This is a genomic window from Campylobacter sp. CH246 (genome assembly GCF_004378835.1).
GTDB classification, from domain to species: Bacteria; Campylobacterota; Campylobacteria; order Campylobacterales; family Campylobacteraceae; genus Campylobacter_D; species Campylobacter_D jejuni.
This window is the reverse complement of sequence record NZ_RYYA01000005.1, coordinates 83,991-99,673: the sequence shown is the minus strand read 5'-3', so window position 1 is coordinate 99,673 and position 15,683 is coordinate 83,991. Positions and strand designations below refer to the sequence as shown.

At 29.3% G+C, this 15,683-nt stretch carries 9 protein-coding genes and 2 pseudogenes; all 11 read right to left on the bottom strand.

The genetic code is table 11. The features are described 5' to 3' along the window. Positions 1-104: 104 nt before the first annotated feature. The 11 genes and pseudogenes from ELQ06_RS05280 to ELQ06_RS05230 all read right to left on the bottom strand — a co-directional run bounded on the left by ELQ06_RS05280 (position 105) and on the right by ELQ06_RS05230 (position 15,678). Positions 105-608 carry a hypothetical protein gene (locus ELQ06_RS05280; protein ID WP_002894495.1) on the bottom strand — a complete coding sequence of 168 codons (504 nt, stop codon included), beginning with the start codon at positions 606-608 and terminating at the stop codon, positions 105-107. Beyond that, on the bottom strand, positions 608-1,333 hold the full coding sequence (locus tag ELQ06_RS05275; protein ID WP_052793793.1) for a DUF3800 domain-containing protein: 726 nt from the start codon (positions 1,331-1,333) through the stop codon (positions 608-610). The genes ELQ06_RS05280 and ELQ06_RS05275 overlap by 1 nt, the downstream gene beginning before the upstream one ends. Before the next feature lie 4 nt (positions 1,334-1,337). After that, positions 1,338-3,400, bottom strand: a pseudogene (locus ELQ06_RS09085) (N-6 DNA methylase). Between the two features lie 9 nt (positions 3,401-3,409). Continuing rightward, a complete protein-coding gene (gene dapE / locus ELQ06_RS05265; protein WP_002871776.1) occupies positions 3,410-4,507 on the bottom strand; it encodes a succinyl-diaminopimelate desuccinylase in 1,098 nt (365 codons plus the stop codon). Between the two features lie 3 nt (positions 4,508-4,510). After that, the gene (locus tag ELQ06_RS05260; RefSeq protein WP_002779102.1) at positions 4,511-5,110 is read right to left on the bottom strand and encodes a LysE family translocator; all 600 of its coding nucleotides are present in this window, start codon (positions 5,108-5,110) and stop codon (positions 4,511-4,513) included. Next, a complete protein-coding gene (locus ELQ06_RS05255; RefSeq protein WP_052793037.1) occupies positions 5,103-5,804 on the bottom strand; it encodes an NAD-dependent deacetylase in 702 nt (233 codons plus the stop codon). The genes ELQ06_RS05260 and ELQ06_RS05255 overlap by 8 nt, the downstream gene beginning before the upstream one ends. Before the next feature lie 42 nt (positions 5,805-5,846). Then, positions 5,847-9,791 (bottom strand): annotated as a pseudogene (locus tag ELQ06_RS05250) (restriction endonuclease subunit S). 8 nt (positions 9,792-9,799) lie between these two features. After that, a complete protein-coding gene (locus tag ELQ06_RS05245; protein ID WP_079460081.1) occupies positions 9,800-12,010 on the bottom strand; it encodes an endonuclease MutS2 in 2,211 nt (736 codons plus the stop codon). After that, entirely contained in the window at positions 12,000-12,350 is a 351-nt protein-coding gene (locus ELQ06_RS05240) for a hypothetical protein (protein ID WP_052797690.1), read from the bottom strand. Before ELQ06_RS05240 ends, ELQ06_RS05245 begins: the two co-directional genes overlap by 11 nt. Beyond that, positions 12,343-13,641 (bottom strand): UDP-N-acetylmuramate--L-alanine ligase, encoded by a 1,299-nt coding sequence (murC, locus tag ELQ06_RS05235; protein ID WP_079460082.1) that lies wholly within the window; start codon positions 13,639-13,641, stop codon positions 12,343-12,345. Before murC ends, ELQ06_RS05240 begins: the two co-directional genes overlap by 8 nt. A 63-nt stretch (positions 13,642-13,704) precedes the next feature. After that, positions 13,705-15,678 (bottom strand): LTA synthase family protein, encoded by a 1,974-nt coding sequence (locus ELQ06_RS05230; protein ID WP_134237481.1) that lies wholly within the window; start codon positions 15,676-15,678, stop codon positions 13,705-13,707. Between the last annotated feature and the right edge of the window lie 5 nt (positions 15,679-15,683).

The following is a 15,683-nucleotide window of genomic DNA, read 5'->3' as shown; positions in this document are numbered from 1 at the left end:
ATCTAAGTAAAAAATATTTATAATTATAAAGCTCAACTACCGGTGGTAGAAAGAGATGGCTAGCTTTTATGCTTCTTGCAGATGCCTAAATCTGCACCAAACCCCTAAAACCATTCGCAATTCTTTAGCTCTATATCATTTCCGTTTATATAATTTCTATATCTTTTTTCATAAATATTTTTATTATATCCTTTATCTATGTAGAAACTTGTCACTAAAAATGAACTACTTCTGCCTAGCTTTTGTAAAATAACTATAAAATTATGGTTATGTAACCACAAATAAAAACGGATTGCTCGTTTCTCTTTATAATAAAAAGCTTTAATTTCGGGATGAGTATGATTGATAATAATTTGTTTAATCCAATTTATTCTGCAAGCTCTTTGGCTATCAAACTCCCTTGTTTTATTTTGTTTGTTTTCTCGTGTTGTGATATGCCAAAATATCTTTTCTTTCCCCTTATGCTTCTTATGTGATTGCGGATCTATATAAATACAACCTGCTAAATACAATGGAACCTCAATAAAGTCTTGTTTGAAAATTTTATAAGCTAAGTCAAATTTTTCATTTTCACATTTACAAGTGCTAAAATCCAAGAGGTAATACATTATTGTTCACCTTTACTCAATTGAATCCTAAAAATATTAAATTTATTTTCCCAAGGTGGCGTTCCTGCATCCAATTCAATATTTGCCAATGTTTCAATTTTATTTATAATATAATTTTTTATTTCGCTTACATGCTCTATATCATTTCTTGCTTTGTATGAAATAGCACCTATTAACAAATCCACAAGTTGAACAATATTTGATTCATGTGATTGAATTGTAAAAATTTTTATATTTACTGATTGTTTAAATTTATTAAACAAAACTTTTTCCAATCCTTTTATTTTATCTCCACTCTTCGTATCTTTATAATCAAGATATATTTTTATTTTTGTATCAATATCTATTAAATTATGCAATGCTTGATAATACATTTTATAATAAAATAAATCATGATCTCCTTGATTGTAAATATCATGTTGTAGAATGGTTTTATTTGGAATTAATACAGCTTTAAACCACATATATACAGAAGAAAAAAAGAATTCTAATAATTCATCATAAAAACCTTTTTGACTTAAATTTAGTTTTGTCCATTTAATTTCTTTATTATATTTATATTTATGCTTTAAATATTTAATTGTTTTATTAATTTTAATAATTTCAGATGATGGAACTTTAAGCGCTCCTAATACCATAACCTTTGAACACAAAGTTGGATTATCTTTGTAGGATAAATGATTGCTTTCATCGCAAAAAATTTTAAATTCTTTCATATTATCCATTCACTTATTCTTTCCAAAAACTCAAATTTTCTGCTTTTGCAAATTCAATAAAAGCTTCAGCTATGCCATCTTTTTGCAAGTCTTTATATTTTTCTACATTTAATCTATATTCTTGTATTCTTTTGTCAAACTCTTCTTGGCTTTCATCTTTTTGTTTTATAGGCTCATCTCCTTCTAAATGCGGATGAAATAAATCATGTTTTACTACTAAATGATCATGAGAATCTAAAAGTGGGTAATAAATCTTTTCGCCTGAATTATCTTTGCTAGGCTCATTCATAGTAGCAAAGAAGATATTATAGTCCTCACACTTTGGACATAATTTATCATCCCATTTTTGTAAAAATAAAACACTTGTTTTTGTCCCCGTGTGTGGTTTAAAGACATTTCCATGAAGTCCTACAACCGCTAAGATTCTAGCTTTTTGTGCAATGAATTCTCTTATATATTTATCGCTTGAATTATTAAAACGCCCTTGTGGCAATACAATAGCCATTCTACCACCAGGCTTTAACATGTCTAAATTTCGTTCGATAAATAAAATATCTCTTCCTACTTTACTTTGAGGTTTGCCATTTTCCTTTTTGCCCAACTCATATCTAGCTAAAATTCTACTCTCTTTTATATCTCCTGCAAAAGGCGGATTTGCCATTAAAATATCGAAATTAAAATCCCTATTTTGATTTTTAGTTGCTCTTAAATTTTTTAAGCGTTTAAAACCTTCAAAATACACATCTTGCCAATCTTCATCATCTTTTACCCATTCATCCCATCTATCAAAGTCAATGGAATTTAAATACAAAACATTTGTATGCCCATCACCTGCAATTAAATTAAGCATTTTTATACGCGCACACTCTTTTCATCAAAATCTATACCAAACACTTTTTCTTTTACATAATCTTGACACTCAGAAATCTTTTCTTGGGCTGTAAAGAGATGACTTGCTTCTATGCCTCTTTCTTTATAAATTGAACGCCACACATAAAAACAAGTATGTATCGGAAATCCACAACTTCCACTTGCAGTATCTATCATACTTTCATCTTTTTTAGGATTTAGCATTTTTACACACATATCTATTACATAACGCGGAGTAAAATATTGCCCTTTTTCACCTTTTGAGGATTTATTCACTAGATATTCAAAAGCATCATCAATCACTTCTAAATTTGAGTTAAATAACTTTACATTTTGCAATGATGATACACATACACTTAGGTGCGAAGGAGAAAGTTTAATTTTCTCATCATTATTAAATACACCTTCCCATTTTTTCTTTGCTTTATCAAAGAGTTTTTCTATTTTTTGCTTAAGTTCAGAATCAGACTCTCCATAATTTCTAAACTCTAAGCTCTTTGTTCTATCTCTTGCACCCTCTAGCTCATCAAAAAGTTTTATAAATATAAGCTTAAAACATTCTTCAAATACATCAACTCCAGCATTTGCCAACACCTCATCTTCCATTTCTGTAACTAAATTCTTTAAACTTCGCTTTTGACTTTTTAAAATATCTTCTTTAATCAAATCATCAAAGGTAAATTTTACTTTCAACAGATCCGGTAATGTCTGGTTTGATGCAGGAATATTTGGAATAGATTCAAAATAATTTGGATCTTTTCTATGATAATAGCTAATTTCTTTACCATTGCACCACACAGCCATAGTTGCACCTGTAGCATTACAATAACTTTTTAATTGTTCTTTACCATCTTTCAACTTTGGCTTTTTTACTTCTATAATGATGTATGGGACTGTGATTTGGATTTTATCCATTATCACAATATCAGCCCTTTTTACTTCGCGTCCAAAATGCACACCAAATTCAATTTTTATCATATCTTTAGGATAGTTATATTCATTTAAAAGCTTATCGATATAAAGCTGACGCACAATTTCTTCTGGCGTAAGTTTAATTTCTTTATCGCGGATAAGGCAATTAGTATAGTATATAATTTGGTTATTTTTGTTTGTTTTAGCTATAATTTTAGTTTCCAATTCAGCAATAGCTTTTTTACTAAATAGATCTAGCTTATAATCACTATCTTTTAAAATTTCCTCAATCATCCTAAACCTTTAAAAATTTTCTATCAAGTCTTTAAAAACAAGGCAAAGCTTTTCAAATTCTTCTATACTTACCCTTTCATCAATAGCGTGAATTCTATCATTACAAACCCCAAATTCTACTACCTTTACACCGTATTTTGCAAAATACCTTGCATCACTTGTACCGCCTTTGGTATTAAGCTCTGGCACTTCATGAGTGATTTTTTGAACGCTTTCATTCATTTTTTGAACGATTTTATTATCGATATTTGTCAAAAAAGCTTCGCTTGATTGTTTTAGCTCTAACTCATAGTTTAAACCATGACAAATTTTTTCTACATAACTTTTTACATCTTCTAAGCTTGTATCAGGGGAATTGCGAACATTAAACATAAGTTTTAAATCATTTGGAGTAACATTACACACCCCCATACCTCCGCGAATATCAGTTATAACGATTTTTGAAGGACTAAATTCAGCACTTCCAGGATCAAGATCAAAACCCGCTAAAAGCTTTAAAACTGGCGCAAAATCATGCACAGGATTGATACATTTTTCAGGATAAGCAACATGCCCTTGTTTTCCACGGATTAAAAGTTTTCCATTGATAGAACCACGACGCCCTATTTTAATACTATCGCCGATTTTTTTAACACAGGTTGGCTCGGCAACCACAGCATAATCAGGTAGCATATCTCTTTCTTGCATCCATTCTAAAACAGCCTTAGTTCCATATATAGCTTCGCCTTCTTCATCACTTGTTAAAATAAGGCTAAGTCTAGCTCCTTTAAAATCCGCATTCTTTACCGCATCTACAAAGGCTGCTACTCCGCTTTTCATATCTTGAGCACCCCTTGCATAGATAAAGCCTTCTTTTTCCATAGGCACAAAAGCATTATTACTCCAACCCTCGCCTGCAGGCACCACATCTACATGCCCACCAAAAGCTAAATGCTCGCCTTCATCTTTAAATTTTTTAGTGAGTAAAAGGTTTTTAATGCCTTCTTTTTCTATAAAAAAAGCTTCAAAATCACTCAGTTCCATAGCGATGAAATTTAAAGCTCCATCATCATTTGGCGTAACAGATTTAAATTTTAAAAGCTCGATTAAAAATTCTTTTGCATTCATTTTTTATCCTAAGAAAGTTTTATATAATAAATTAAGAGCAAAATACTCTATAATTATAGCTGAAATTATATTGATTATAAAAACAACTTTTGCACTAAAAACATGACTATATCTTGCCACCACAAAGGCTAAAGCACTTACCCAAAAAAGTATAGCCACAACAAGCCCTAAAGTCATCAAATAAGCATGATCGCTGCTTAAAACCACACTTGCAGCACTAAGCCAAAATCCTATCACAAAAGGATTTGAACCATTTAAAAAAGCTCCTTTAATATAACTTTTCAAAAGACTTTCTTTAAATTCTTTATGCTCTAAATTTAAGCTTTCTTTCTTTTTTCTTAGCATCAAATACGCCATATAAGTTAAAAAACAAAAACCAAAAATCGCCAAAAAACGCATAAAAATGACATTGTCTAAGAAATTTAAAAGCCCAAATTGAAGCAAAAAAAGATAAAGCATATCTATACTAAATGCTCCAAGTCCTACAGCTATGGAATTTTTAAAAGCTTTTAGTGCATAAGTTAAAATCAAAATATTTACAGGTCCAAAAGGCACACTCACTCCAAAGCCCAAAAAAACTCCACTTAAAAAAGAATCAAACATTACCATCTTTCATAAAATTTTCTATATCAAGTGCGATTTTATCAATAGCGCTTATAATATCTTCTATATAGATTTTATCAAAATACTGCTCTAAATTCGCATCTTTTTCGTAGATATTTAAAATACTTTTTTCGCACATTGAAGCATACTGCCCCACAGGCAAAACCGCCCCACTTGTGCCTATGCTAATAAATAATGAAGTTTGATGAAGTAAAGAATAAAGCGTAGCATAAACAGGAGCTTGCTCTTCAAACATGACTATATTGTGTCTTAAATCCTTACTTTTGCATTTTGGGCATTGTTTATCTGTGATTTTTTCATAGCCTATATTAAAAATTTCTTCGCATTTTAAGCAGCGAAGTTCAGGCAAAAAGCCATGCAAATGAATCACATCTTTACACCCTGCACGCTCTAGCAAATCATCTACATTTTGCGTGATGACAAAAAGGTTTTTACCCCATTTTTCTTTTAATTGTGCGATTTTTTCATGAGCGTGATTTGGCTTTACATTTTGAAGTTGCACCCTTCTTGCATCGTAAAAATCAAGTACTTTTTTAGGATTTTTTCTAAAACCTGTTGCAGAGCAAACCTCCATCACATCGTATTCTTCCCAAAGTCCGTCATTGTCTCTAAAAGTTTTAAGCCCACTTGGAGCAGACAAACCCGCTCCGCTTAATATCATAATGTTTTTCATAGCTAAACCTTATAAAATTTACAAAGTTTAGCGAAAAATGCTTTAAGAAAATAAATATTTTTGTAAGATTTTTTCTTTTTCTTTTTCTAAAAATTCTAATTTAAGATTAAGAAAATCAATTTGTTGTTCTACCAATTCAATGTTTTGAACAATTTTTTCTTGAATTTCTAGCGGTGGGAGTGGGATTGTAAGATTTTTTATAAAATTAGAATTAGCCATAGCAAAATCTCCTAATTTTCCAAATTGGCCATATAAGCCCATACAAGCATAATATAAATATTTTGTATTTAAGATTTTTAGATTTTTTGGATATAAACCAGTAATATTCTGATTTGTTGCACTTTCAAAAGTTAAAAAACCGATTTTACCTATAGTAGCACCAACTAATGCAATTAATGTTGTTTCTTTCTTTAATAATTTTGCCGATGATTTTTGTAATCCTAATTCTGTAATTTTTTCTTTAACTTGATAATCATAAACATAACAATTTTGACATACTTCAGATTTTACCCAATTGATATTTCCATTCCAATATTCTTTAATTTTTCTATCAGGTGTTCCTCCGCTTTGAATGCTAACAATTTCATTTAGTTTTTCTTTATTCCAACCTTGTTTTGGTGGTGTTGAAAAGGTACCTAAAATAGCTTTTATATTCTTGACGAATTCTTTAAATTTCTTTAAGTCTTCTTGCCTTGCATTAGTAAAATCATCTATAAATGAAAACAAGAGATTAAAGTCAAGTTTAGATTCTAATTTTTGCAAATTTTCTAAAATAGAATTTAGTTCATATTCTTGATTGTCCTCTATAATACCACATTTTTGAAGCATTGCTTTGATTAGGTTTTGATACTCTTTTATACTCAAGCTTAAAGTATTATGCTGCTCTTCTACCTTTTCACACTCTGCTACGATTTGTTTTTGAATTTCAAATGGCGGAAGTGGGATTTTAAGTGATTGTATAAAACTTTTTGCTATATTTTTTAAAGCAATACCCTTAAAACCTACTTCTAAAATATGTAAATTAGAATTAATCACATAATAAATAAACTTAAGAATAATATTTTTTTTATTATTAATAAAAATATATGTATGGTCTGAACTAGAAAATTTGCCGTTTATATAATGTATATTAGCACTACCTCCATCGCCTATAATTAATGCTTCTATATCAAAATCATATTCATTGCATTTTTCTAAAATTCTAGAACTCTTTATAAAAGGATATTTTCCATTAGAATCTGCAAAAGAAGCTGGTCGCCTTCCTTTTCCTAAGCTTTTTGTCAATTGTCCAAATTCCACCAACTCATACTTAGAATTTGCAAAAGGATTAGACATCTCACTTTGCGTTGAATTGCTAGGATTTAAACTTATAGCTTTATTAAATTCCACTTTTTCAAAATCCATCATATCAATAAGCCTCGCTTTACCAGCATAGCCTTGTAAATCTTTTGGTATATCGCTAAGAGTTTTTAAAAATGCTTTACAAATTAAAGTATTAAGCTTGGTCTCATTTTGTGGATTGCCTCTTTCAAAAAGTGGGCTCAAATAAGGCTCATGCAATTCTTTTAAACCTTCATCGCCTTTTCTATTGCTCCACTCATAACCTAAAAATTTCTTTTGTTCTTTTATATCACTTGGGGATTTTATGATTAAGACTTCTTGATTAAGACTTAAGCAAAAATAAAGCAATTTATCCTTTTCTATTGCTTGAGTATAAGCTAAAAAGGCTTTATCTTCTAAATCTTGCTTATCTTTACTTTCTTTATAAATTTTAGATTCTTTAAGTTTTTTATAATCGCTTGTTTGCTCAAATGCATTGCGATAATCTTTAAAGGCTTCTAACTCTACAAGTTTAGAATCTAAGCTGCCATTTAAAAAATTTTCATAAAGCTCTTTATCAAATTTTCTAAAATCACAATACGCACTTAGATAATTTTGATAAAAGTTTTCACTGTCTTTTAAATTTTCAGCTTCTATGCGTTCTTTAATCAAACTATAATCTTGAGAAATAAGATGATTTTCTTGTTTAAAAGTTTCTTTTTTGCGTAAAAATAAAATAATCGTATTTGTCCCTGTTGCTCCAAATGTTTGGCTCCCAAGCTCAACAATGGCAATAAAATCAAAATTTTGAAACAATATTTCTCTTGTATTTTTATAAATAGAATCCTTATTTAAAATAGAACTTGGTAAGATAATAGCGGCTTTAGCATTATCATTTAAAATTTGATTTGCTCGCTCGCAAAAAAAGCATTCGATAGAATTATTTGTTTCTATGTTTATATCATCGTTAAAAAGTTTATAGGTATTCTTAGATTTATCACTTAAAGTTTCTAAAAATCCTTTTACAGAATAAGGCGGATTTGCTATAAGCAAATCAAAACTATTTGATTCTATTTGTGGTTTTGCTTTTTCTCCTTCTAAATTATTTGTATTTGCTAATTCAAAAGAAGCAAGTGCATCAGCATATAAAATATTGATTTCATTTTGCCCATACATTGCACTTGATACCTTAGAAACCTTACTTAAGCGATACTCTTTTTCAATACCATAAATATTTTTATAATGCTCTTTAAGCTCATCTTCTGTTAGATAACGCTTAAGCTCATTGGCATAGGTGTTTAAAAAATGTCCAGCACCACAAGCATAATCAATCACCCTTAAAGCTTTAGAGCTTTTGCTTAACATTTCTTGAAGCGGTAAAGAATACATAATAAATTCACAAATTTGAATAGGGGTAAAAAACTGCCCTTCATCTTGCTTCATACCTTTTTGCAAAAAAAGTTCAAAAAGATTGCCTAAAAATTGATTTGTAGAGTTTTGGGTAAGCTTGTAATTTGCAAAAAGCTCTACTATTTCTTTTAATACAAGTGCATTTTTTAAGAATAATTCTTTATTATGCACTTCTAAAAATGCAAAATCATTATTTGAATAAAATTTTAATTCTTTGATGTAATTTTGCATTACTTCTTTTAAAGTTTTTATCTTTAATTGCTTAAAGTCTTTTTCTATATCTTCATTAGATACAAAGGTAATTTTTTCTCCTAAAAATTCTTTCATAGCTTCTTTATAAAGCCACATTAATCTATCTTGCATATTTGCATAAGTATCTGCCATTACGCCAAAATATCCAAAATTGAGATTGTTTTTATTAAAAGTTTCATCATAAATTTTGCAAAGAAAAATATTTACAAGTTTATCAAAGGCATTTTCCTTGCCTGATATATTATGCTTGCGTAAAATTTTTGCAAATTCGTGATATTTGCCTTCTTCTTTAAGTTCTTTAAGATTATCAAAAGTTGGAGTAATTTCTAAAATTTTATAAGCATTGACATTTGCTTCAAAAATACCTTGTTTAAAATATTGCAGTTCATAACTTTCTTTCCAAGTTTTAAAAAGTTCTATATTGTTATTAGATTTTTTATAAGAATTTTGTAATTCCCTTTCTTTTAGATATTCTTCGTTATCGTAAGCTTGTATGATGTAATTTTTATATTCTAACTTATCGCTAAAATCACTTGTATAAAGACAAAGATATTTTACACCTTTTTCTTACTGAAAATAAGAAAAAAGCTGCCCGCCATCTTCTTGCATTCTATTCCATTCTTTTATAAATTCACTATTTTTAGAATCTGTGGTTTTACATTCTATAATCAAATAAGGATTTTTTTCATTATCCTTTACTAAAATATCAGCCTTACCACCTTTTTTATCCCTACCAAGATTCCATTTTGGCTCTAACTCTAAATGTTGGGCCTTATAACCTTTTTCTAAAAGTCTATGCACACATTCAAAAACTACAAAATTTTCAGGATGTGAAAAATTAGAAGTAGTTTTATCGTGAATTTTTATTTCTTTTGGGTAATTAATACTTTGGTTTTTATAATCTATTAAAAGTGTGTAATTATTGATTGTTTTTACATAATTTTCATTTTTATTTTTAAAGCCTAAGTTTTCTAGAACTTGTTTTAAATTATCTTTTGTAATCATTTATTTCCTTATAATCTCACCACCTTAGCACCAAAGCCACCTTGATTGATCGGTGCGTCATTAAAGCCCTTGACACTTTTATGAGTTTTCAAAAACTCTCTTACAGCAAAGGCAAGCTTTCCTGTTCCTATACCATGGTAAACTAAAACTTCATCAAAGCCTGCAAGCAAAGCATCTGAAATAAATTTATCAAGCCTTGAAATAGCTTCATCACTCCTAAGCCCATGCAAATCCAAGCTAACGCTAAGATTAGTCGGTTTTGCCACACTAATGCTTGTTTTTGGACTTATTTTAGGTGTAGGAGTGCTTTTTTTAAGCAGTTTTAAAGGCACACGAAGTTTGATCCCATCACTTTCAACCATAGCATCGTTTTTAGAAATGCTTATGATTTTACCCTTAATTTTTTCATATTTTACAAAATCCCCCACACGCAATTCTTCGTTTTGCTCCATACTTGGCAAGATGATTTCTTTTTTAAGTTCATTGGCTTTATTAAGACTTCTTTGCTTGTCTTTTATATCTTTAAGCTGTATGGTTTTTTTAGCTTCTTCTATGGCTTTGTGAAATTTAAATTCTAAATTTCTCAAACTCGTACGAAATTCTTGTTCATTTTTTTCTTTTTGCTCTTTTAAAGAAAGTAAAATTTCATCGACTTTTTGCTCTTTTTTCTCAACATTTTCAAGCTTAGCTTTTAGTTCTAATTCAAGATTGATATTTTTACCCACAAGCTCTTCTAAATTTTCTTTATCCTCGCCATAAAGCTTTTTAGCCTCGCTAACTAAATTCGGCGGAATCTGATAACGCAAAGCAGTTTCAAAGGCATAAGATTTTCCTATAGTACCTTTTAAAAACTCATATTTTGGGCGTGAAAGCTCTTCATCATATAAAGCAGCAATGAGTTCAACTTGCTCATTCTTTGCTAAAAGCATAGCAAGGCGTTTGTGGTGTGTAGTAATGATGATTTTAAGATTATTAGCTATGAGTTTTGAAATTAACACACTATACAAACAAGCCGCTTCTTCAAAATCTGTTCCAAGCTCTATTTCATCGATACCTAAAAGCAAATTTTTCTTAGAAAAAAGTCTAGAAAAATGCAACATTCTTCCTGCAAAAGTTGAAATGTCGTTTTTAACATTTTGCGGATCTTCTATGATGGCATCAAATTCTTTAAAAGTACCAATTTTACTTTCACTTGCTTTGATATGCATAGGCAAAAGATGTTTAGCTAAAAATGCTGCGCTTAGCATGGATTTTAAAAGCATGGATTTTCCGCCTGCATTTACCCCTGTGATGATTAAAACTTGTTTTTTAAATTCCAAACTCACGCTTTTTGGATTTTTTAAGGCAGGATGAGCGAAATTTTTAAGCACTAAATCTGTACTTTGATCACACAAAACAAATTCAAAATCCCTTTTTTTAGCAAGCAAAACCCTAGCACTATAATGATCAAAAAGATCAAAGGCTGTATTGATAAATTTTAAAAAAGGTAGGTTTTTTGCTAAAAAAGCTGAGAAATTTTTAGCGTATTCATAATAAATTTCTTCTTTTTGATTTTTGATTTTTTCTATATCATTTTGCAAATTTTCAACACTTAAAGGCACGATATAAAAGCCACCGCCACTACTTCTACCTATGATTTTTGCTTTAATAGCGTGATTAAACCCGCCTCTTACAAGCAAGGCTTCAAGATTGTTTATAAGATGGATTTGTGTATCGATAAGATAAGGCATTAAAGCTTTTGTATAGCAAAATTTCTTAAACTCAGCTATTATGCTTTCATTTTTTAATCTTAGAGCGGCATTAAGATTTACAAGTCTTTCATCTAAACTTTCTTTTAACTCCCCTTTTTCATCGAAATTCAAACAAAGCTCCAAAGCCCCGCTAATAAATTCTATCTTTTGTAGCCAAGAGTCTAAATTTGTTCCTAGTTTTATTTTTTTTAGCTTCTCAAAATAACGAAAAATTTTTACAAATTCAAAAATTTCATCTAAATGCAAAATTCCTTGCTTGCTTAAATGCACTAAGGCTTTATCAAGATTGCTAAGCTCTGGCATAGTAGGAAATTCCACCTCGCAAAGCTCATGTATGCGTTTAAAATGAAGATTAGAATCTCCTTGTAAAAAAATCTCTTTATCTCTTGCAAAAAGAGCTTTAAACTCTTCTAAATAGCCATTTAAATCAAGCTTTGAGATCAACTCTTCTTTAATATCATTCATCATTTAACCTACAATCTTTAATATCTATGATTAAAGAATTAAAACTTTGATTATTATCCTTTGAAATAAAACTTCCTGTACCAAATTCATAATTAAAATACGCCTTAGAAACATTGATATCTTTACATAAAATATTTTTATTTTGATTAAAAGCTACGATAATATTTGTTCTTAAATGACTTTTTTGTGTGTTTTCAAATTCAAAAAATACTGCTAAAACAATAAAAATCACAAGCAAAATACCAAAAAAAGGTTTAGTTTTTTTGCCTAATTTTTCACGCAAAGCAAAAGTGATTAAGGCTAAAATTAAAATAATTAAAAAATATAAAAAAACCCTACTCATTTTTTTGCCTTAATTTATTACTGATATCTCCTGCACCAAAACCTATAATAAGCCCTTCTTCAAAAACCTGTCCCTTGGAAGCTACTAAAAATTTACCCTCTCTTTTGATATCTTCTACGAATAAAGCCTTAGGAAAAATCGCTTTTAAATCAAGTTCTATAGGCTCTTCTCCTGCGGCATAAACAGGTAAAATTACAAGCTCATCAACACCTTCAAAAGCCTTTGCAAATTCCTTTAAATTTGCAGCTAAACGCGTGTAGCGGTGGGGTTCAAAGATAGCTGTGATTTTTTTATATCTACCTAATTTTGCGTATTCTTGTGCTGCACTTAAAGTCGCTTTTATTTCGGTTGGATGATGACCATAATCATCGATTAAAACCAAATTTTCATCAGCATGTAAAATATCAAAACGCTTTTTAATACCTTGATAATTTTTAAGCCTAGTTCTTATCGTTTCTATATCTAAAAAATTTAGAGCCGCCAAAATCGCCAAAGACGCATCAAGGGCTAAATGATATCCCATACCAAAAACTTTAAACTCACCTAAATCTTTTAACTCAAAGCTTGTAAAAGGTTTGAAATTTTCTATACACATGGTGCAGTTTTTGATATCTTTGCTTGGATAAAGCTTGATTGACTCATTTTTATAATTTTTCAAAAACTCATCTTCAGCATTAATCACGCGAATTTTAGCCGTATCTAAAAACTCCGCATAAGCATGATGGAGTTTTGAAACTTCATTGCCATAATGATCTAAATGCTCTGCTTCCGCATTGGTAACTATAGCCAAATAAGGATTTGAATTTAAAAAAGAACTATCGCTCTCATCAGCTTCAAAAACAAGGTTTTGGCTTTCTTTATAAATCATATTTGAACCAAATTCTTTTAAAATCGCTCCGATGATCACAGAAGCATCATCAAGCAAAGAAGCTAAAATACTTGAAGTTGTGCTTTTTCCATGTGCTCCTGCAACTGCAAAAACACGCTTATCTTCTAAAATAAGAGGCAAGGCCTCCTTGCGTGAAAGGCATTTAATGCCTAATTCTTTAGTGTGTTTAAATTCAGGATTTTCTTCTTTGATAGCTGCAGAATAAATAACTAAATCTTTGTTTAAAATATTGTCTTTATGATGAGGGATGCTGACCTTAACCCCTTCTTTTTCTAGTTCTTTAGTGATTTTACTCTCTTTAAGATCACTTCCGCTAATCTTAAAACCTTTTTCTTTTAAAAATCTTGCTAAAGCGGAAATTCCTATACCGCCTATGCCGATAAAATGGATATTTTGCATCATTTAAACCTTTATACTTTAAAGGCTAAATTTTAGCACTTTTTTACTAAAAAGAAAATATAAATCCTATTTTGAAATGCCTAAACGCTCGGCTAATTGATATAAATTTAACTCTCTATAAAATTTATCAAAGTCTTTAGTATAAACATCAAGGTTAAAAGCTTTATTCATATCTTTTAAAGTATCATTACTTTCAAAATAATACCCTTTACCGCCACTATAAATACCTTTTTTATCAATCCATACAGCATCGTTGATCCCAAATTCTAATTTCTCATCACTTGGTCTTGCTAACATATTTCTTCCGCTTACGCTTAAATACTTAACATTATTTAAACTTAAAGCATAAAGAGTTGGAAAAATATCTTTATGAGATCCTACACGATCTTTATCATAATAAATATCATCTTGTAAATCCTTAGGAATATAAAGATAAAAAGGTACACTATAAGCAAAAGCTTTTTGGGAATTTAAATCTATACTCATTTCGCGTACTCTATGATCTCCAGTTGCTGCTATAATGACACTATTCTTAAATGGACTTTGTTTTACTTTATCTAGAAATTTTCCAAATTCATTGTTTGCATAAGTATAAGCTTTGATAATGTTATCTTGTTTATCTTTTTCATAAGGAAGCATATTAAGCAAAGTTTGCGGAATGTTTTGTAATTTTGGCAAATCATTTTGTGGAATTTTATAAGGTGGATGATTAGAAATAGTAAGAGCAATTATAAGGGTGTTGTGTGGATTTTTTTGAAGTAAGTCATAAACTTTTTTATATAAAAACTCATCAGCTACCCCATAACCATTTTCGCTATCTTTTGCTCCATTATACTCTTTCATTAAAATATTTTCATCTATAATCTCATCTACCCCCAAAATACTGAGATAATTTTTAATATTTTGCCAAGATCCATTACCTGCACTTACAAAAATCACCTTATATCCTGCTTTCTTATAAATAGCAATAGGTGTTAAATCTAAATAAGTTTTCTGAAATTTACTTGTGGAAATATTAGAAAATGGACTTACAAAAAATAAGTTTGCAAAACTTGGTATAGTTCCATTACTAGAACTCAAAAAGCGTTTGAATAAAAAATCTTGCTTAAAATGTTTATCTAACGAACCCAAAAAATTATGTTCCGTATTTGTAAAATCAGCCAAATTAAGCCCAAAACTTTCCATTAAGTTAACAAATACACTAGGATGATTCTTTTCAGCTTTTAGATTTATAGGACTTTGATGCAAATAATCAAAAAGTTTTTCTTTAAGTTCTTGTGCTTTCAAAGGTGTGATAACCTTCAAAGCCACTTCTTCTTTATATTGTTTTAAAGCCCAAGAAAATGCCATAATTGGATTTAACATTGTATCATTTACAACACTATATTCGCTAAAAGAATAATTTTGCACATTTATAGCCACATGCTTAAAGGGACCCCTTAAGGCTATAACATAAACAATAATTAATATTAAATTTAAAGCTATTAAGGGAAATAATCTTAAATTAACAGGTTTTAGCTTTAAATTTAATATTTTCAAATTTAAAAAAAATACAAAAACTCCAAAAATCAACATTAAAGCTAAAATTTTTAAAATTGGATAATCGTGATAAATAATACTTAAAATAGTTTTTGTATTATCATCTTTTAGAGTAAACATAAAAATATCAAATTTAGTCTTGTAAATTTCGTAATAATAGTATTTTGCATAAGAAAATCCTATACAAAGACAAGAAAGAACAATTATATAAATGCTTGAAAAAATGAAATAAAAATTTTTACTATATATTACTAATTTATTATTTATTTTTATATTAGAAAAAATTAAACTTAAAAAACCACAAAGCAAGAATGGTAAAAACGCTGCACTTAAAAATCTTATATCATGAAAAACACCTAAAAGATACATTAAAAAGATTTCATTTTTATCGCTAATTAAACCAGTAGGGATAAAAGAATTTTGCATTAAAATACGATTAATGGTAAAAGTTACTATAAATAATACACTAAAAATAAAAATTTGAAGTAAAATTTTTCTCATATTCA